Consider the following 17,233-nt stretch of genomic DNA (forward strand, 5'->3'; position numbering starts at 1 on the left):
ATACCCACGTCGCCGGTGTCAACGACCGTCGGACCTCAAACGGTTCGGCCCTCGCGCGGACCGCTTGATTGCTCCTGCGACGAAGGTCCCGAATTGGACGACCAGCAGCGGCGCGAGGCTCGCCGGTAGTACGATTGCCCAGCCGTTCCAGCCGAGAGAGGCAAGGCCGAGCACGGCGCCGACGGGAGGAAGGTAGGCCGGTCCGACGAGCAGCGCCGTGCACAGAAGCAGCGCGGCCCAGACCCAGGGATTGCGCGTGACCTCGTTCCGGAAGTGCTTCGAACCGGAGGCACGCATGTTGAACACCTGCCAGAGCTGCGCGAAGGCGAGCGTCAGGAACGTGACCGTCACGATGGAGGCTCGGTCGAGGGCGAGCCAGAACTCGGCAACGGCCAAGGCGCCGAAGGTCGATGCCGTCATCGCGCCGGCATGCAGGACGATCCGGACCCATTGATTTCGCCCGAGGATGGGCTCCTTAGGGTCCCGCGGCGGCCGCTGTAGGATGTCGTCGCGACCCTCTCCCAACGCCAACGCGAATGCCGGGAAGACATCGGTGACGACGTTCAGGTAGAGGATCTGCAAAGGCAGGATCGGCAACGGCAAGGTCGACACGACCGCCAGCCCGACGACCATCACCTCGCTCAAGTTACAGGCTAGGAGGTAGGCGACGAACCGGCGGATGTTGTCGAAGATGACCCGTCCCTCTCGGATCGCGCCGACGATGGTCGGAAACGCGTCGTCGAGGAGGACCATGGCGGCTGCCTCGCGCGCCACGTCCGTCCCCCGCTGACCCATCGCGACACCGATGTCCGCCTGCCTCAGGGCCGGGGCGTCGTTGACGCCGTCGCCGGTCATGGCGACGACCTCACCCACGTCCTGGTAGGCACGCACCAACGCCAGCTTCTCGGCCGGGCTCACCCGCGCGAAGACCGCGATGTCCTCGTGCCCGTCCGGCAGGCCGCCAGCGGGAGCCCCTTCCGCAACCTTGTCCTCCGGTCGGGCGAGCCCGATTGCGCGCGCTATGCTCCGCGCCGTGACGGCGTGGTCGCCGGTGACCATTACGACGCGTATGCCGGCAGCGCGGCAGGCTGCCAGCGCCCCTGGAACGTCCTCCCGGGCGGGATCCTCCAACCCGACCAGCCCGAGGAACGTGAGCTCCTCGAACGGATGGATGTCCCTCTCGTCCGCCATCTTCTCGGCACAGGCGATGACCCGCAGGCCCCGTGCGCCGAGATCCTCGACGCGCCGCCGCCACAGGTGGCGGTCGACAGCGTCGAGCGGGCGGTCGCGCTTTCCATCGCCGGTACATCGCGAGGCGGCGAGCACGGCCTCCGGAGCGCCTTTGACCGCCACCAAGTAGCGCGGCCCCGAAGCGTGGACGGTCGCCATCATGCGGGTGTCCGCCTCGAAGGCGTGCTTCCCCACCTTCGGCCGGTCGTGCAGTAGGGCTTCGCGGTCGAGGCCCACGGACCGCCCCGCTCGCAGAAGCGCCTGTTCCATCGGGTCGCCGCTGCCCTCCCCGACGCCTGCTCCGAGGGCTGCATCGTTGCAGAGCACGGCGACGCGGAGCAGGCGTCGGGCTTCGCTGGACGGGTCGCACCCTCTCTCGGATACGGGCAGATCGCCCGAGGGCGACGACAAATGCCGCACCGTCATCCGGTTCTCGGTGAGCGTGCCCGTCTTGTCGGTCAGGATGAGGGTCGTGGCCCCGAGCGTCTCGACGGCCGAAAGGCGCTCGATGAGCGCGTTCCTGCGCGCCATCCTCCACATTCCGCGCGCGAGCGTCAGGGTCGCCACGATGGGCAGCCCTTCCGGAATGGCTGCGACCGCCAGTGCGATGCTGGCTTCGATCATCAGGCGGAGGTCCTTCCCGGTCGCCACGCCGACGCCGGCGAGGGAAACGACCACCATCAGGACGACCCAGACCATCTGCCGGGACAGGTGTTCCAGGCGACGCTCCAGTGGTGATCTCTCCGGCTCGGCCTGCTCCACGAGGCGGGAGACGCCGCCGAGCTCGGTTCCGGCGCCGGTCGCCACGACAACGCCGGTGGCACTTCCGCGGGTGACCAGCGTTCCCCGGAAGAGCATCGACGAGCGCTCGGACAGGAGCACGTCCGGAGCGACCGGGTCCGCCGACTTGTTCGCGGGCACGGATTCCCCCGTGAGCGTCGACTCGTCCGCGCCCAGGTTCGAAGTCTCGACCAGCCGGATGTCGGCCGGGACCGCATCCCCGCCTTCCACCAGCACGATGTCGCCCGGGACGAGATCCTCGGCCGCCAGCACCCGGACCTGCCCGTCACGACGGACGCGGGACGAGTGCGTCCCGAGCGCCCGCAATCCCTCGACGGACCGCACCGCCCTCAACTCGGTGAAGAAGCCGAGACCGGTGTTGACGGCCAGGACCGCGACGACGGCGACGACCTCCCGCCAATCGCCGAAGTAGAGCGAGAGCCCACCGGCCGCCGCCAGCAGGTAGACGACGGGGCTGCCAAGCTGGTGCAGGAACAGGACGAGCGCGCCGGTCGGCTCCTTCGTGGCGATTACGTTTCGACCCGCTCGGGCGAGCCTTTGCCGGACCTGCGCCTCCGTAAGGCCCATGTGCACGCTCGTCCCGAAGTGCCCGGGAACGTCCTCGACCGGCATGGCATGAGCCTGCCCCATAGCCGGCATGGCACGGTCGGTCGCCACCTGCGGGTCGGACGACAAGGGTTCGATGGCCGCTCCCGGTTCAAGCATGTCGTAACCGGTCGAGGCGAACGGCATTCGGGCAGTATTCCGGGTAGGCGTCGGACGCGGTTCCGGCCCAGAGCTCGCGCGCGCAACGGCTGCGTTCCGTACACTTCAGGCAGGCCGCTTCAAGCTCTCGCATGGCCCCGGACTGGTGCAGCCGGACAGCTTCGGGGTCGATGTTCAGGCTTCGCATGAGGTTTGCGATGTTGCGGACCTTCGCGGCGGCTTCCGGCGACAGGCCGATGGAAGATGAGGCGTCAGCCTCCGTCATCGCCTCCATCATCTCCTGGTCGATGTCTCTGAGTTCTCGGGCCGTCTTCAGCAAACAACACCATTCGTTCATTGAGGCGGCGACGCCGAACGGGTCGAACGGGTCGGTTTTGTCGGTTCGTGCGGCCATGGCGGCCTCCGCAAAGCCCCTGACTGCACCTCCCGGGCCGCGGCTCCCTTGATCCATCTCAAGGTCGATCAGGTGGTGCCGACGCAAGGCTCAACCGACGGGTGCCGGTCACCGGGCGACCGCGTCTCGCCAGTCGCACACGGAGCCCGAACGCCGATGCACGTCGACCTCGGCCTGCGCCGCGTCCAAGGTCGAGGCTCCCGAGGACCAACCCGCATGTCGCCCTTGGACCAGTCTTGTGTTGGCGAGTTCCTGAAGCAGGCCTTATCGCGCACGGGGACGGTAGACACGGCAACCACGCACATCTCCAGGCTGTTCCTGGCAGGGGACCGCGTATTCAAGCTCAAGCGCGCCGTGCGCTTTCCCTACCTCGATTTCTCCACGCCCGAGCGCCGGCTCGCGGCTTGTGAGGCAGAGGTGGCCCTCAACCGGCGCACGGCTCCTACGCTCTATCTCGGCGCCCGGCGGATCACGCGCGAACCGGGCGGGACACTGGCCTTCGACGGGTCCGGGGATCTCGTCGACGCCGTGGTGGAGATGCGGCGCTTCCCGGAGGCGGACCTGTTCGACGCCATGGCGCGCGATGGTCGCCTCGGGCCCAGCCATGTCGCGGAACTCGCGCAGGTCATCGCGAACTTCCATGCCAACGCGGAGATCCACCGCGACGGAGGCGGGGCCGCCGCCATGGCGACGCTCGTCGACATGAACGACGCCGCCCTCCGGGCGACGGGGCTCCTCACGGCCAAGGGGACGGAGGCTCTCACTGCTCGGTTCCGGTCGCACCTGACGCGGCACGCCTCTCTGCTGGATGCGCGCCGCACGGCAGGCAAGGTCCGCCGCTGCCACGGCGACATGACCTTGCGCAACATCTGCCTGTTCGAGGGAAGACCGACGCCGTTCGATTGCATCGAATTCAGCGAGACCATCGCGACGACTGATATCCTGTACGACCTCGCCTTCACCCTCATGGATCTCTGGCACCGCGAGCGCTTCGACCTCGCCAACCTCCTCCTCAACCGGTACCTCGATTTGGCGGACGAGACCGACGGGATCGGGTTGCTGCCGTTCCTGATGGCATTGCGCGCGGTGATCCGCGCCCACGTCACTGCGGCGCATGCGGCGGATGGAACCGGCGATGTCGCCGCCGCGAAGACGGCCGAGGCGCAAGCCTATCTGGCCCTCGCGGAGAGCCTGCTTACCGACAAGCCAGTCGTCGTCCTGGCGGTCGGCGGCTTCAGCGGTTCCGGCAAGTCGACCGTCGCGGTCGCAGTTGCCCCGTGGATCGGGGCGGTCCCGGGTGCCCGCATCCTGTCGAGCGACCGCATCCGCAAGCGCCTGCATGGCGTCGACGCCCTCACGCGGCTGCCGGCATCGGCCTATGCTCCCGCCGCGTCTCGTCGAGTCTACGAGATCCTGCGGTCGGAGGCGGCACGTGTCCTGGCCGCTGGCCATTGCGCCGTCGCCGATGCCGTCTTCGACCGCCCTGCGGAACGTGAAGGCATCGAGGCGGTCGCCCGGGACAACGATGCCAGGTTCCTCGGCGTTTGGCTGGAAGCGCCGGCCGCGACGCTCGCAAGCCGCATCGAGAAGCGTGTCGGTGACCCCTCGGACGCGACCGCGGCGGTCCTGACGGCCCAGGTCGCACGCGGTTGCGGCGCGCTCTCGTGGCATCGTCTCCAGTCAGACGTGCCGCTGGACATTCTGCGCTCGACTGTCCTGTCTCTTGACGGGCCGTCGCCGTGACGGGGCAGCCGACCGCCCGTCCTCCTCAGGCGGTCCCGAGATCCGGCCCGGGACGGTCGAGAGGGGCGCGCACCACGGCGTCCGTTGACGCACGTCAATGCGATGCCGGGTGCGCATAGCCACCCTGAAGGCGCATCAGCAATTCGGGCCAGACGATGCCGTTCAGATCGACCGAAGGCGAGCCGGCACGCGACCGGTCAACGCCCGGTCGCGGTCTCACGTGCTTGATCGTCGGGTTGGCCGGGTTAGCCGGGACGGTCGGCACGGTCCTGATGACGCCGGGCTCACCCGATGCCGGCACTTGGCCCGACCGATCGCGCGAGTCCTCGTATAGGAATCTGCTCGCCTTCGGGGCCGCGTTCCACGTCGTCCGAACACGAGCGGTCGACATCCCCACCGATGGCCGCTTGGTCGACGCGGCCATCGCCGGGATGGTCGCATCCCTGGACCGGCATTCACGCTACCTGACGGTGACCGAGTTTCGCCGGCTCGACGAGCAGAATACCGGGACCTACGCGGGCATCGGCCTGGAGGTCGAGGCAGGTGGGCGGGTTCGGAGCACGCTTCCAGGCGCCCCCGCGGCGCGAGCCGGCTTGAAGCCCGGGACCGTGATAGTGCGCATCGATGGCGACGCCGTAGAAGACCTCGGGGTCGACCAAGTCGCCGGCCACTTGCGGGGCGAGCCGGGCTCCACGGTGCGACTGCAGATCGTGCAAGCAGAGGCGCCAGCCCCGGTCGAGGTGATCATGACCCGGGAATGGCTACCGCTGCACCCGATCCGCATACGGGTCTTCGATGCCATCGCCTATATCGGTGTCGATCACTTCGACGAGTTCACCATCGGCAGGCTGGTCAGCGCGATCGCGACCCTGAAGGACCGCATTGGTCGGGACCGGCTCCGCGGCTTCGTGGTGGACCTACGCGGCAATCCAGGCGGCCTCGTGGTGCAGGCCGTTGCGGTGGCCGGAGCCTTCCTTGGGCACGGTGAGATCGTGCGCCTAGTCGGTCGCGGTCCCGACAAGGTCGAGCGGTTCGCGCTGGACGGGACCGGAGGTGACTTGATCGATGGACTTCCGCTCGTCCTGCTCGTGGATGGCGGCACGGCCTCCGCGGCCGAGATCGTCGCCGGAGCGCTCCAGGACCACCGACGCGCGACCGTCATCGGCACGCGCACCTACGGCAAGGGCGCCGTTCAGACCACCTACGCGCACCGGGACGGGCGCGGTCTGCGGCTGACCACGGCCTGGGTCGTCACGCCTGCAGGCCGCAGCGTGGAAGGCAACAGCATCGAGCCCGACCGCGAAGTGCAGCCTGACGGAATGGCGTCGGAAGATGGCGGAAGACCGCCGGAGAGGCCGTACGGGAACGGCAGGTCCTTGCAGGACGGCATCGTGGAGGATGGCCTGATCGACCCGACGCGGGACCGGCAGCTGACCGCCAGCCTGAGGTATCTGCGGGCAGCCGGCCAGGGCGGCGGCTTGATCCAGCGCAACGACCCCATCGCCCGCCGATGATGTCGTCCGCCACGAGCGGAAGGCGATGGACCTGCCCCATGGAAATGACAGCGGCTCCGGTCCTCGCCCGGGACATCTCCTCGCTGCCGGACCAGCCGTCATCCGTGTCCGCCGCGGCTTTCTGGACGCGCGGATCCGAGGCGCTCTGCTCCGAGCTCGGGTGCGGGTTCGACGGGCTCGATTCCGCCGAAGCGGCGCGCCGGCTCGAACGCTACGGGCCGAACAGCGATGCCGGCGCGCGGGCTGATGGCGCGCTGCGAGCTGTGCTGCGCCGCCTGCTCGAACCGCTCGCCTTGATCCTGTTCACGGCCGGGCTCGTGTCGGTTGCGACCGGAGACGTCGTCGGGGGCGCGATCATCGTCGCCATCCTGGGATTGTCCGTCGGTCTCGACACCGTGCAGGAGGGTCATGCGACGAGGGCGGCGGAGGCTCTGCGCCACGCGGTGGCGCTGAAGGCCGAGGTACGGCGCGACGGCCACTTCGTCGCCGTCCCGGTGGAACAGGTGGTCCCGGGCGACCTCCTGCGCGTTCGAGCAGGAGACATCGTTCCGGCAGACGCCGTCATCATCGAGAGCGATGCGTTCACGGCCGCCGAAGCCGCGCTGACCGGTGAGCCCTACCCGGTCGAGAAGCGCGTCGGACCTGTGACGGCCTCCGAGCCGGCCGAGGCCTCGAACGCCCTCTTCCGCGGCGCCGTCGCCCAGACGGGCGAGGCGACCGCCCTCGTCGTCGCGACCGGTCGCTCCACGATGTTCGGCGCGGCAGCCTCGGCGCTGGTCGAGGCTCAGGCATCTTCGCCCTTCCAGCGTGACCTGCACGCGTTTGGGCTCGTCGTCGCCCGGCTCACCATCGGCTTGGTGCTCTCCGTCCTGGCGTTCCGTGTCGTCCTCGGCCGGTCGGTGCTCGATTCGCTCCTGTTCGCCGTGGCCCTCGCGGTCGGGCTGACCCCGGAGCTTCTGCCGATGGTCACCACCGTGACGCTCTCCCGGGGCGCGCTGCGCATGGCGGCGCGCAAGGTCATCGTGAAACGCCTGGCCGCCATCCACGACCTCGGCGCGATGACCGTGCTCTGCACCGACAAGACCGGGACGTTGACCTCCGCCGAGATCGCGTTGGCGCGCAGCCTCGACCCGGCGGGCCGGGACAATGCGCGGCCGGCGCGGCTCGCGGCCGTCGCCGCCGACCTCGGCGGCGACCGTGGTTCGCTCGACGCCGCCTTGGCCAAAGCCCATCCGAACGCCGGGCAGGGGTGGGGCCTCTCCGGCCGGCGGGCGTTCGACTACGGGCGCCGCACCGGGTCGGTCATCGCGCAGGGACCGGAAGGGACGCTGCTGATCCTCAAGGGCGCCCCGGAAGCCGTCATCGCGCTGTGCACCGCGCGCCGTGCCGGCGAGCGGACGGAACTGATGACCCCGGCGGCGCGCGGCGAGGCCCTCGGGCAGGTCCGAACGCTGGCAGAAGACGGATTGCGCAGCATCGCCGTCGCCGCGCGGGTTTGGTCCGGGCACGTGACACCGCCCGGAGGCACGGACGAGGTCAACCTCGTCTTTGAGGGGTTCTGTGCCTTCGCCGATCCGCCGAAACCCACGGCGGCGGCCGCCATCGCGCGGCTCGCGCGGGCGGGCGTGCGCCTGAAGATCCTGTCCGGCGACGACCCTGTGGTCGTGCGCCGTCTCGCAGGTCTCGTCGGGCTGCATGCCGGCACGGTTTTGTCCGGCCCCGAGGTCGCGGCGCTCAGCGACGCGGCCCTCGCGGTGCGGGTCCGGAAGGTGGACGCCTTCGGGCGGCTGACGCCCGACCAGAAGGCGCGCGTCGTGCGGGCGCTCCAGGCCAAGGGCGCCGTAGTCGGCTTCCTGGGCGACGGCATCAACGACGCGCCCGGCCTCGCGCAGGCCGACATCGGCCTTTCGGTCGACGGCGCGACCGGTGTGGCCCAAGCCGCCGCCGACATGATCCTGCTCGCCTCCGACCTAGAGGTCGTCGCCGACGGCGTCGCGGAGGGACGGCGGACCTTTGCCAACATCCTCAAGTACGTCCGCATGGGGGCGAGCTCGAACTTCGGCAACATGCTCTCCATGGCGGTCGCCTCGGTGGCGCTGCCGTTCCTGCCGATGCTGCCGACGCAGATCCTCCTCAACAACCTGCTCTACGACCTCTCGGAGGTCGGCATCCCGTTCGACCGGGTGGCCTCGTCCGCGACCGCCCGGCCCCAGGTCTGGGACATGGCGAACGTACTCCGTTTCGCCGCGGTGATGGGGCCGCTGTCGTCGCTGTTCGACCTCCTGACCTTCGGTGTGCTGCTTCTCGTCTTCGGCGCCTCGGCCGAGGAGTTCCGCACGGCCTGGTTCCTGGAGTCGATGGCGACGCAGATCCTGGTGATCTTCGTCATCCGGACAAACGGGCATCCCTGGGAGGACCGTCCGAGCGCGGCGTTGGTTGGTTCATCGCTCGCAGCCCTCGGGGCCGCGTTAGCCCTTCCGTTCTCGCCGCTGGGGAGCTGGTTCGGCTTCCAGATCCCAGACCTGCCGACCCTGCTCGCCATCGGGCTGATCACCTTCGCGTACCTCGCGGCGGTCGAGGCCGTGAAATCATGGGTCGTCCGCCCGCGGCACCACGCGCAGGGCCGACGTCCGGGAGCTTGATCTGCCTCAAGGCTGGCCGCCGGGACCGGTCGAAAGATAGCTGATCGGCCGCCGGTCCGGTCCGGCGCTGCACCGGGTTGGAGGCTTCCATGACCACGACGTTCGACGAGCGCGAGCGGGCCGCCGAGCGCCGCTTCGTCCAGGAGGAGGAGGCGCGCTTTCACGCCCGCAACCGGCGCAACCGGCTCTTGGCGACCTGGGCCTGTGAACGGATGCGCCTGACCGGCACGGCGGCCGAGGGTTACGTCACGTCCTTCTCGGAGGGCGCGGTCGTCACCGACGACGACACGCTGATCGCGAGGCTTCAAACCGACCTGAAGGCGGCCGGCATCGAGGCGACGGTAGATCGCTTGAGCACGGAGATGACCCGGTGCGCCGCGCTGGCACAGGCCGAGCGGCGCGTCGGAGTTGCGCTGGATCAAGGCTCCTCCGGCTAGGCCGCGCAGGATCGACCCAACCATTCCTGCCACCCGGCACGAATCGGAGAGACGTCATGAGGAAGGACGCCATGACCGACAAGGATCTGCGCCGCGACGTGCTCGACGAGCTCGACTTCGACCCCAGCCTAGATGCCGGCGCCATCGGCGTCGCCGTCTCGGAAGGCGTGGTGACCCTGACCGGCCACGTCGGCAGCTACGCCGAGAAGGTCGAGGCCGAGCGCGCCGTTCGCCGGGTCAGGGGCGTGCGCGCCATCGCCCAGGAGATCGAGGTCCGCTACGCCGACGACAAGAAGGTCGCCGACGACCAGATCGCCGCGCGGGCGCTGGCCATCATCGACTGGTCGGTGCACCTCCCGAAGCAGGCCATTCAGGTGAAGGTCGCCGGCGGCTGGGTCACGCTGACTGGCACGGTGGACTGGCAGTACCAGATGGCGGGCGCCGAGGCGGCGGTGCGGAAGCTGTCGGGCGTCCACGGCGTGACCAACCTCGTCGACATCAGGCCGCGGGTTCCGCCGACGGCGGTCAAGGACAAGATCCTGGAGGCGTTCAGGCGCAGCGTCATGTTCGAGGCCGACGGGATCAAGGTCACCGTCTCGGGCGACAAGGTCACGTTGGAGGGCGCCGTATCGGCCTGGGCGGAGCGGGACGCCGCCGAGCGTGCGGCCTGGTCGGTCCCGGGCGTGCGTGCCGTCGAGGACCGCATCGTCGCCCTGAGTTGAGGAGAGCGGCCATGTTCCACGGCACGTGCTCGCGTGGTGGCTCCTGGAGGGAGACGAAGGCCACGGCGCTATCGCTCCCGCTGGGCGTCGCGGGGATCCTCCTTGGCTTTTGTGTCCCGCTGCCGGTGCTCGGACAAGACGCCGACGGCTCGGGATCGAACCGGGTTGCGTCGAGCCGCTCCGATTACGTGACCAAGAGCGGCGAGACGGTGCCGCGGCCGGACAAGCTCGACTTCGGGCCGGGCAGCGACATCCAGCGGCGGACGCCCGAACAGGAGCGCGACGATGCGGTCACGCGGGGCATCTGTGCCGGTTGCCTACGCTGACACCGGCCCTTCGTCCGCGCCACGGCGGCGGCGCCACATCGAGGATCCGCCTGACAGGTGCTCTGCGTCCGGTTTTCAGGACGCACATCGTTCTGAAACGAGGAGGCTCACAATGGCTCATGGAACGCATGGAGCGGACGCCATCGCCCCGGGTGTGGTACCGCGTACGGGCAAACCGAGCGCACCCGCCACGCTGCAGCGCGTGACCCTGACGCTGGCGCGCTGCCCGGAGCATCCGGACGGCAGCGGCGGACAGGGCTACGAGATCGTGGCACCACTCGGACCGGACGGCCACCTCGACGCGACGCTGTGGCGGGAAACCCGGGACCATTGCCGCGCTCGGCGGTTCTGGATCGGCGAGCGCGACCGGCATGGCCGGCTCGTGCACCGCGCCGGCGGCGAGGGCGGCGCGACCTGGCTGATCGACTATGATGACCGCACCGACGAGGACGACGAGCCCGGCTATCGTCTTGGAACCCATGCCTTCGTCGAGGGCGAATACGTCTCGATCCGCGATGCCGGTGACGGGACTGAGCGCACCTTCCGCGTCGCCCACGTCAGCCGCGTCGAGGCAAGGATCAAGTCATGACGCGAGGGTCGTCGGACCTTCCGGCGCGCCCTCCGTCCTCGGAGTTCGAGCTCGCCGGGAATGCCTTGCTGACGCTCTGGCGCACGTTCTGGCTCGACCTCCCGCTGGCCTGGGCAAGCGAAGTCGACCGGCTTCTGTACCGATGGATACAGCCAGCGGATATCGAGGACCGTCTTCTCGGCCTCGATGTCGGAGACGCAGATCGTATTGACGAGGTCCGAGACAGCCAGCGTCAGTGACTGCCGATCCTGGTTCCGAACTCGGTCAGGCTATGCAAACGACATTGATCGTCAAGCCAACCCGCGGAGGTGTCCAGCATAGTGTGGAGGGTCGGGAAAGCCTTGCGCACCCATGATGGCCTGCTTCGGCCTGCCCCGACGGATATCCAACCGGCATTGGACCGGCCGAGGCGGATGGTGCTCCCGACCATGATTTTTTGATTCATCGCAAGGCGCTAGGGCATCGCGCCGCCAACCTGCCATCCGTCCTGTGGAACCGGGGGCGCACATGTCCAATACCGATGGGGATACGCATTCGAGGCCGGGCCAAGCGGCGGCACCGGACAGAGGTGATGCCGCGCAATCGACTCCAGCCTCGACGCGCCCACCGACAGTCTTGCGAGACCCGCAATCGCGCAACGGTAAGACGGCAAGCGAACGTGCCCGCGCGTCAGGCGTGGATTGGACCTTGAGCCTCAGGCGCAGGCTGGACCGGTGCGGTGTCTCGGCCCCGGAGATCGACGCCCTCGCCGCGTCCGTATCCCGGGTCGCAACAATCGAGGCCGACCGGGAGATATTACGCGAGGACGACGTTACGGCTCAATGCCGGATTCTTCTGGATGGCTGGACTTGTAAGTACATCCCCCTGAATACCTTCAGGCCGCAGATCCTGAGCCTACAAATCCCGGGCGACTTCCTGGACCTGCAGGGCCTTTTTCGACGGCGGATGGATCACGTGGTCGCTTCGCTCACGCCATGTCGCATCGGCGTCATCCCGCATGATGCCTTCAAACGCCTGATGGAGCGGCATCCGCGCATCGGCCGCATGGTGCAGCTCGAAGCAGTCGTCGAGTTGGCCACGGCCCGTCGCTGGCTCCTGAACGCCGGCCATCGCCAAGCGTACGAGGGGATGGCGCACCTGATCTGCGAGCTCTTCACGCGGGCGGCAGCCGCCGGCTTGGCCGAGGCGTCCCGATTCCCCATGCCGTTGACGCAGACGGAACTCGGCAGCGCCCTCGGACTGACGTCGGTCCATGCCAACCGTATCGTGAGAAGGCTTGCCTCGGCCAAGCTCGTGTCGTGGCGAGGCCGGTGGATCACCATAGAAGACTGGGATGGGTTGACGGAGGTCGCCGAGTTCGACCCCGCCTACCTCAAGCCGGAGAACGCGGAGCTCTGATCGAAGAGGTCGGGGTCCACCGACGATGCGTCGGCGAGAGGCGCGCTCACAGCGGCCCGAGCGCATCGGTCACCGACAGGGCGATCTCGCGCTCCTCGTTCGCGGGCGCGATGCGAACTGAGACCGCCGAGCCGGACGCCTCGATCATCGCCTCGCCGCCGGCATTGGCTTCTTCGTCGAGGGCGACGCCAGCGAAGGACAGCCCGCGGCAGACGGCGGCGCGAACCTGCACGGCGTGCTCGCCGATGCCGCCCGTGAAGACCAGGGTGTCGACGCCGCCGAGGGTGGCGATGAGCGAGCCTGCCTCCCGCACGATCCGGTAGGTGAACAGATCCAGGGCCTCGCGCGCGGCCGAAGCGTCGCTCGCCTCCAATACCCGCACGTCGTCGCTTATGCCGGAGACACCGAGGAGGCCCGACCGCTCGTTCAGGAGATCGGCCACCGCGTCGGCTGACAGGCCGCGCTCCCGGATCAGGTACAGAACGAGGCCCGGGTCGACCGCCCCGCTGCGGGTGCCCATCATCAGCCCGTCGAGCGTGGTGAAGCCCATCGTCGTGGCGACGCTTCGCCCGTCCCGGATCGCGCACAGGCTCGCCCCGTGCCCGAGATGGGCGGCCAGGATCCGCCCGTGCGGAAGCGTTCGGGCGAGATGGGCGTAGGACAGTCCGTGGAAGCCGAAGCGCACGAGCCCCTCGTCGATAAGGGCGCGCGGCAGCGGGTAGAGTTGGGCCAACCGGTCCTGCGTCCGATGGAAGGCGGTGTCGAAGCAGGCGACCTGCGGCAGATCCGGCCACACCTCCCCGACCGCGCGGATGCAGGCGAGCGCCTGCGGCTGGTGCGCGGGCGCGAGCGGAATAAGCCCTTCAAGCGCCGCGAGGATCTCCGCGTCGAGCCGCACCGGCGCTGCGAGATGCAAGCCGCCATGGACGACGCGGTGTCCCACCGCGGTCGGTGCCGCGGGAAGTCGCACGAACAGCCAGCGGGCGACGGCGGCATGGTCGCCCGCCGGTGGGCGCTCACCCCCGACGGCGGCGCCGTCGACGGAGAGCCTTGGATCATGCCCGATCTCTGCGACGTGCGCTCGCCACGCCGGCTCGTCGGCGCCCGGCCGGAAAAGGGCGCAGCGCAGGCTGGAGGAACCGGCGTTGAGCACGAGGATCATCGCCCGGCCTCAGGTCACGACCGTCCACCCGTCCACCGTCCCCGCCTGCCCAGGCTTGGCCGTGTCGGTCGGGCCGCACTGCATGATGTCGCCCTCGATCCGGCGGTCGTGATCCTCGGGGGCGTGCCGTTCCGGCCAGACCCAATCCCGCACTTCAGGCAGGTCGTCGCCGGTTCGGCGAACATGCTCGCGATGGGTGGCCAGCGCCTCGCGAAGCGCCTCCTCGGCGTGCTCGGCCCGGGCGCCCAGTCGCGGGACGGCCCGGATCGCGGCCTGGGCGAGATGATAGCGGTCGAGCCGGTTCAACACGCACATGTCGAAGGGCGTCGTGGTCGTGCCCTCCTCAATGAAGCCATGGACGTGGAAGTTGCCGTGGTTCGTCCGCTTGTAGGTCAGCCGGTGAATGAGCCACGGATAGCCGTGGTAGGCGAACACCACCGGCCGGTCGCGCGTGAACAGGCTGTCGAAGATCGGGTCGTCGAGACCGTGCGGATGCGTCTCGGGCGCCGGCAGCGTCATCAGGTCGACCACGTTTACGACCCGGACCCTGAGTTCCGGGACGTGCCGGCGCAGCCAATCCACCGCGGCGAGCGTTTCCATCGTCGGCACGTCGCCCGCGCAGGCCATCACAACGTCGGGCTCCGTGTCCCCCTCGTTCGAGGCCCAGTCCCAAATGTCGATGCCGGCCGCGCAGTGCGTGACGGCCTCGTCCAGGGTCAGCCACTGCAGCGCCGGCTGCTTGCCGGCCACGACGACGTTGATGCGGTCATAGGTTCGCAGGCAGTGATCCGTGACGCACAGCAGGGTGTTCGCGTCCGGCGGCAGGTAGATCCGCGCCGTATCCCCGCGCTTGTTCGCCACGAAGTCGATGAAGCCCGGATCCTGGTGGCTGAAGCCGTTGTGGTCCTGCCGCCAGACGTGGGACGAGAGCAAGATGTTCAGGGATGGCACCGGTCGTCGCCAGGGCAGGTCGCGCGAGGACTTGAGCCACTTGGCGTGCTGGTTCACCATCGAATCGACGACGTGGGCGAAGGCCTCGTAGGTCGCGAACAGGCCGTGCCGGCCCGTGAGCAGGTAGCCTTCGAGCCAGCCCTCGCAGAGGTGCTCGCTCAGCACCTCCATGACCCGGCCGTCGCGCTGAAGGTGGTCGTCGCCCGGCAGGGTCGCCTCCTGCCAGACGCGCCCCGTCACGTCGAACACCGCGTCAAGCCGGTTCGAGGTGGTCTCATCGGGACCCATGATCCGGAAGTTGCGGGCGTCCTTGTTCAGGGACAGGACCTCCCGCAGGTAGCTGCCGAGCGTGCGGGTGGCCTCGGCTCGGGAGCGGCCAGGTCCCGGCACGGAGACGGCGAAGTCCATGACGTCCGGCAGCCGCAAGGGCGCGCTCTTATGCGCGTTGGCGTGCGGGTTGGCCGAGATGCGCCGCGGCCCCTTCGGCGCCAGGGTGGCGAGTTCCGGAACGAGCGAGCCGTCCTCGTCGAACAGCTCCTCCGGTCGGTAGGAGCGCATCCAGGCTTCCAGGATCGCGCGGTGCTCCGGGTTCTCCCGCGTGGCCGCGACGGGAACCTGATGCGAGCGCCAAGTTCCCTCGACCGGCTTGCCGTCAACGGCCTTCGGTCCCGTCCAACCCTTGGGGCTGCGCAGCACGATCATCGGCCAGCGCGGTCGCCGGGCCTCGCCGCAGCGCGCGGAGTGCCGGATGGCTGCGATCTCGTCGAGGACCGCGTCGAGGGCCGTCGCCATGGCCTGGTGCATGCCGGCCGGCTCGTCGCCCTCGACGAAGGTCGGCTCGTAGCCGTACCCGACGAGGAGGCTGCGAAGCTCATCCGCGGGCATCCGGGCGAGGAGCGTCGGGTTGGCGATCTTATAGCCGTTGAGGTGCAGGATCGGCAGTACGGCTCCATCGGTGGTCGGATTCAGGAACTTGTTGGAGTGCCACGACGCGGCGAGCGGCCCCGTCTCCGCCTCGCCGTCGCCGACCACGCAGGCGACGATCAGGCCGGGGTTGTCCAGGGCAGCGCCGAACGCATGAGCCAAGGAATAGCCGAGCTCGCCGCCCTCGTGGATGGAGCCGGGCAGCTCCGGCGAGGCGTGGCTCGGTATGCCCCCGGGAAACGAGAACTGCCGGAACAGGCGCTCCATCCCCTCCGCGTCCCGCGCAACGTCGGGGTAGATCTCGCTGTAGGTGCCCTCCAGGTAGGCGTTGGCGACGAGCCCCGGCGCGCCGTGACCCGGCCCCCACACCGCGATCATGTCGAGGTCGCGCTGCCGGATGACCCGGTTCAGGTGGACGTAGATGAAGTTGAGGCCCGGTGTCGTGCCCCAGTGGCCGAGAAGCCTTGGCTTGACGTGCTCGGGCCTGAGCGGTTCGCGCAGGAGCGGGTTGGCCATGAGGTAGATCTGGCCGACCGACAGGTAGTTCGCAGCCCGCCAGTAGCTGTCGATCCGCCTGATGCTGTCGGGCCCGAGCGGCCCCGGCACGAAGGCCAGGTCGTGACCGCCGTCCGCACGGCCGCCGTCGCGGCGTTCCTCGTGGGTCTTCGTCGGCTGGCGCCTCGCGTCCATGTCTGCCTCCCGGTTGCGGATCCCGGACGACCGTGCAGGCAGCCGAGGCTAACGGCGTTGAGCTGGATCAAGGCGGCTCCCCGGAAGGCCGGCAGGATGCCTTCCGTCAGCAGGACGGGAGCGAACGATGGCCCTGGTGCTTCGAACCACCTTCATCACGACGGTACGCCGCGCGCGGGTGCCGGTCATGCTGGCACCGACGAACGACGCCGAACCCCGGGTCGTCACGGACGCGGCGCGCTACCGATCCATCGGCAGCCTGCAGGCGCTGGCGCTCGCCATCGCGGCCTCGGTGGTGACGCCCGCGCTGCTTTGGCTGGCTCTCTGAAAGAAATCCCGGCGAATCGAGGAGACCCGCGATGGACGACATCACCGTACGCCGTCACGTGCTCGACGAATTGGAATACGCCCCCATGGTCGACGCGGCGCAGATCGGCGTCGCGGTCGACGACGGCGTCGTGACGCTGACCGGCCACGTCCGGAACTACGCCGAGAAGAGCATCGCCGAGCGCGTCACGCTCCGGGTGCGCGGCGTCCGGGCCGTGATCGAGCGGATTGAGGTGCGGTATCCGGAAAATCCGCGCGTCGGCGACGAGGCCCTGGCCGAGCGGTGCGCCCGGGTTCTGGAGTGGGACGTGCAGATCCCGGAGCGGTCGGTCTCGCTCAAGGTCGAGAAGGGCTGCGTCACGCTCGAAGGATGCGTGCCGCACTACCACCAGAAGGCGGCGGTCGATAAGGCGCTGCGGCGGCTCGCCGGCGTCACCGACATCGTCAACCTCATCGCGGTGAAGCCGCATGTCCGACCCACCGAGGTCAAGGACAGGATCCTCGCCGCCCTGAGGCGCAGCGCCCGGGATCCCGACACCATCCGCGTCCACGTGGACGGTGACAAGGTGATCCTGGACGGCTGCGTCGACGTCTGGAGCGAGCGCAAGCTCGCCGAGCGTGCCGCGTGGTCGGCGCCCGGCGTCCGCGCCGTCGAGGACCGCCTGACGCTCGCATGAC

The 17,233-nt window shown here is 69.2% G+C and carries 15 protein-coding genes; 11 read left to right on the forward strand and 4 right to left on the reverse strand.

Annotated elements, in window-relative coordinates:
* Window positions 1–18: 18 nt before the first annotated feature.
* Together BM314_RS25185 and BM314_RS25190 are read right to left on the reverse strand one after the other, a co-directional pair.
* The gene (locus BM314_RS25185; protein WP_091981096.1) at window positions 19–2,643 is read right to left on the reverse strand and encodes a cation-translocating P-type ATPase; all 2,625 of its coding nucleotides are present in this window, start codon (window positions 2,641–2,643) and stop codon (window positions 19–21) included.
* An 85-nt stretch (window positions 2,644–2,728) separates the two neighbouring features.
* A complete protein-coding gene (locus tag BM314_RS25190) occupies window positions 2,729–3,130 on the reverse strand; it encodes a DUF6455 family protein (protein ID WP_091981000.1) in 402 nt (133 codons plus the stop codon).
* Between the two features lie 216 nt (window positions 3,131–3,346).
* Here BM314_RS25190 and BM314_RS25195 point away from each other — a divergent pair, with 216 nt between their 5' ends.
* From BM314_RS25195 to BM314_RS25235, 9 genes are all read left to right on the forward strand, one after another.
* A complete protein-coding gene (locus BM314_RS25195) occupies window positions 3,347–4,873 on the forward strand; it encodes a bifunctional aminoglycoside phosphotransferase/ATP-binding protein (protein ID WP_091981002.1) in 1,527 nt (508 codons plus the stop codon).
* A 224-nt stretch (window positions 4,874–5,097) separates the two neighbouring features.
* Window positions 5,098–6,387 (forward strand): S41 family peptidase, encoded by a 1,290-nt coding sequence (locus tag BM314_RS25200; protein ID WP_244540032.1) that lies wholly within the window; start codon window positions 5,098–5,100, stop codon window positions 6,385–6,387.
* A 38-nt stretch (window positions 6,388–6,425) separates the two neighbouring features.
* Entirely contained in the window at window positions 6,426–9,029 is a 2,604-nt protein-coding gene (mgtA, locus tag BM314_RS25205; RefSeq protein WP_091981006.1) for a magnesium-translocating P-type ATPase, read from the forward strand.
* An 89-nt stretch (window positions 9,030–9,118) separates the two neighbouring features.
* Entirely contained in the window at window positions 9,119–9,466 is a 348-nt protein-coding gene (locus BM314_RS25210) for a DUF1476 domain-containing protein (protein WP_091927979.1), read from the forward strand.
* A gap of 71 nt (window positions 9,467–9,537) precedes the next feature.
* Window positions 9,538–10,188, forward strand: a complete 651-nt coding sequence (locus BM314_RS25215) for a BON domain-containing protein (RefSeq protein WP_091981098.1) — start codon at window positions 9,538–9,540, stop codon at window positions 10,186–10,188.
* An 11-nt stretch (window positions 10,189–10,199) separates the two neighbouring features.
* Window positions 10,200–10,514: a hypothetical protein gene (locus tag BM314_RS25220; RefSeq protein ID WP_091981008.1), complete on the forward strand. Its 315-nt coding sequence runs from the start codon at window positions 10,200–10,202 to the stop codon at window positions 10,512–10,514.
* A gap of 112 nt (window positions 10,515–10,626) precedes the next feature.
* Window positions 10,627–11,103 carry a hypothetical protein gene (locus BM314_RS25225; RefSeq protein ID WP_170868180.1) on the forward strand — a complete coding sequence of 159 codons (477 nt, stop codon included), beginning with the start codon at window positions 10,627–10,629 and terminating at the stop codon, window positions 11,101–11,103.
* Window positions 11,100–11,342 (forward strand): hypothetical protein, encoded by a 243-nt coding sequence (locus BM314_RS25230; RefSeq protein WP_091981010.1) that lies wholly within the window; start codon window positions 11,100–11,102, stop codon window positions 11,340–11,342. Before BM314_RS25225 ends, BM314_RS25230 begins: the two co-directional genes overlap by 4 nt.
* A gap of 448 nt (window positions 11,343–11,790) precedes the next feature.
* Window positions 11,791–12,501 (forward strand): Crp/Fnr family transcriptional regulator, encoded by a 711-nt coding sequence (locus BM314_RS25235; RefSeq protein WP_170868181.1) that lies wholly within the window; start codon window positions 11,791–11,793, stop codon window positions 12,499–12,501.
* A gap of 46 nt (window positions 12,502–12,547) precedes the next feature.
* On the opposite strand, the gene BM314_RS25240 is transcribed toward BM314_RS25235, so the two are convergent.
* Both BM314_RS25240 and BM314_RS25245 read right to left on the reverse strand, forming a co-directional pair.
* Entirely contained in the window at window positions 12,548–13,663 is a 1,116-nt protein-coding gene (locus tag BM314_RS25240) for an acetate/propionate family kinase (protein ID WP_091981014.1), read from the reverse strand.
* A gap of 9 nt (window positions 13,664–13,672) precedes the next feature.
* A complete protein-coding gene (locus BM314_RS25245) occupies window positions 13,673–16,228 on the reverse strand; it encodes a phosphoketolase family protein (RefSeq protein ID WP_107353646.1) in 2,556 nt (851 codons plus the stop codon).
* Window positions 16,229–16,355: 127 nt separating this feature from the next.
* On the opposite strand from BM314_RS25245, the gene BM314_RS25250 reads away from it, so the two are divergent.
* Together BM314_RS25250 and BM314_RS25255 are read left to right on the forward strand one after the other, a co-directional pair.
* A complete protein-coding gene (locus BM314_RS25250) occupies window positions 16,356–16,556 on the forward strand; it encodes a hypothetical protein (protein ID WP_091981017.1) in 201 nt (66 codons plus the stop codon).
* A 31-nt stretch (window positions 16,557–16,587) separates the two neighbouring features.
* Window positions 16,588–17,232: a BON domain-containing protein gene (locus BM314_RS25255; RefSeq protein ID WP_091981019.1), complete on the forward strand. Its 645-nt coding sequence runs from the start codon at window positions 16,588–16,590 to the stop codon at window positions 17,230–17,232.
* The last annotated feature ends 1 nt before the right edge of the window (window position 17,233 follow it).

The sequence above is a fragment of the Methylobacterium sp. 13MFTsu3.1M2 genome, assembly GCF_900112625.1.
Taxonomy (GTDB): Bacteria; Pseudomonadota; Alphaproteobacteria; order Rhizobiales; family Beijerinckiaceae; genus Methylobacterium.

What these genes read in the sequence shown, in the direction of transcription:
- BM314_RS25185 (WP_091981096.1), bottom strand. Translation starts at nt 2,643, where the DNA reads ATGCCGGTCGAGGACGTTCCCGGGCACTTCGGGACGAGCGTGCACATG.
- BM314_RS25215 (WP_091981098.1), top strand. Translation starts at nt 9,538, where the DNA reads ATGACCGACAAGGATCTGCGCCGCGACGTGCTCGACGAGCTCGACTTC.
- BM314_RS25210 (WP_091927979.1), top strand. Translation starts at nt 9,119, where the DNA reads ATGACCACGACGTTCGACGAGCGCGAGCGGGCCGCCGAGCGCCGCTTC.
- BM314_RS25245 (WP_107353646.1), bottom strand. Translation starts at nt 16,228, where the DNA reads ATGGACGCGAGGCGCCAGCCGACGAAGACCCACGAGGAACGCCGCGAC.
- mgtA (WP_091981006.1), top strand. Translation starts at nt 6,426, where the DNA reads ATGGAAATGACAGCGGCTCCGGTCCTCGCCCGGGACATCTCCTCGCTG.
- BM314_RS25225 (WP_170868180.1), top strand. Translation starts at nt 10,627, where the DNA reads ATGGCTCATGGAACGCATGGAGCGGACGCCATCGCCCCGGGTGTGGTA.
- BM314_RS25190 (WP_091981000.1), bottom strand. Translation starts at nt 3,130, where the DNA reads ATGGCCGCACGAACCGACAAAACCGACCCGTTCGACCCGTTCGGCGTC.
- BM314_RS25195 (WP_091981002.1), top strand. Translation starts at nt 3,347, where the DNA reads ATGTCGCCCTTGGACCAGTCTTGTGTTGGCGAGTTCCTGAAGCAGGCC.
- BM314_RS25240 (WP_091981014.1), bottom strand. Translation starts at nt 13,663, where the DNA reads ATGATCCTCGTGCTCAACGCCGGTTCCTCCAGCCTGCGCTGCGCCCTT.
- BM314_RS25230 (WP_091981010.1), top strand. Translation starts at nt 11,100, where the DNA reads ATGACGCGAGGGTCGTCGGACCTTCCGGCGCGCCCTCCGTCCTCGGAG.
- BM314_RS25220 (WP_091981008.1), top strand. Translation starts at nt 10,200, where the DNA reads ATGTTCCACGGCACGTGCTCGCGTGGTGGCTCCTGGAGGGAGACGAAG.
- BM314_RS25250 (WP_091981017.1), top strand. Translation starts at nt 16,356, where the DNA reads ATGGCCCTGGTGCTTCGAACCACCTTCATCACGACGGTACGCCGCGCG.
- BM314_RS25255 (WP_091981019.1), top strand. Translation starts at nt 16,588, where the DNA reads ATGGACGACATCACCGTACGCCGTCACGTGCTCGACGAATTGGAATAC.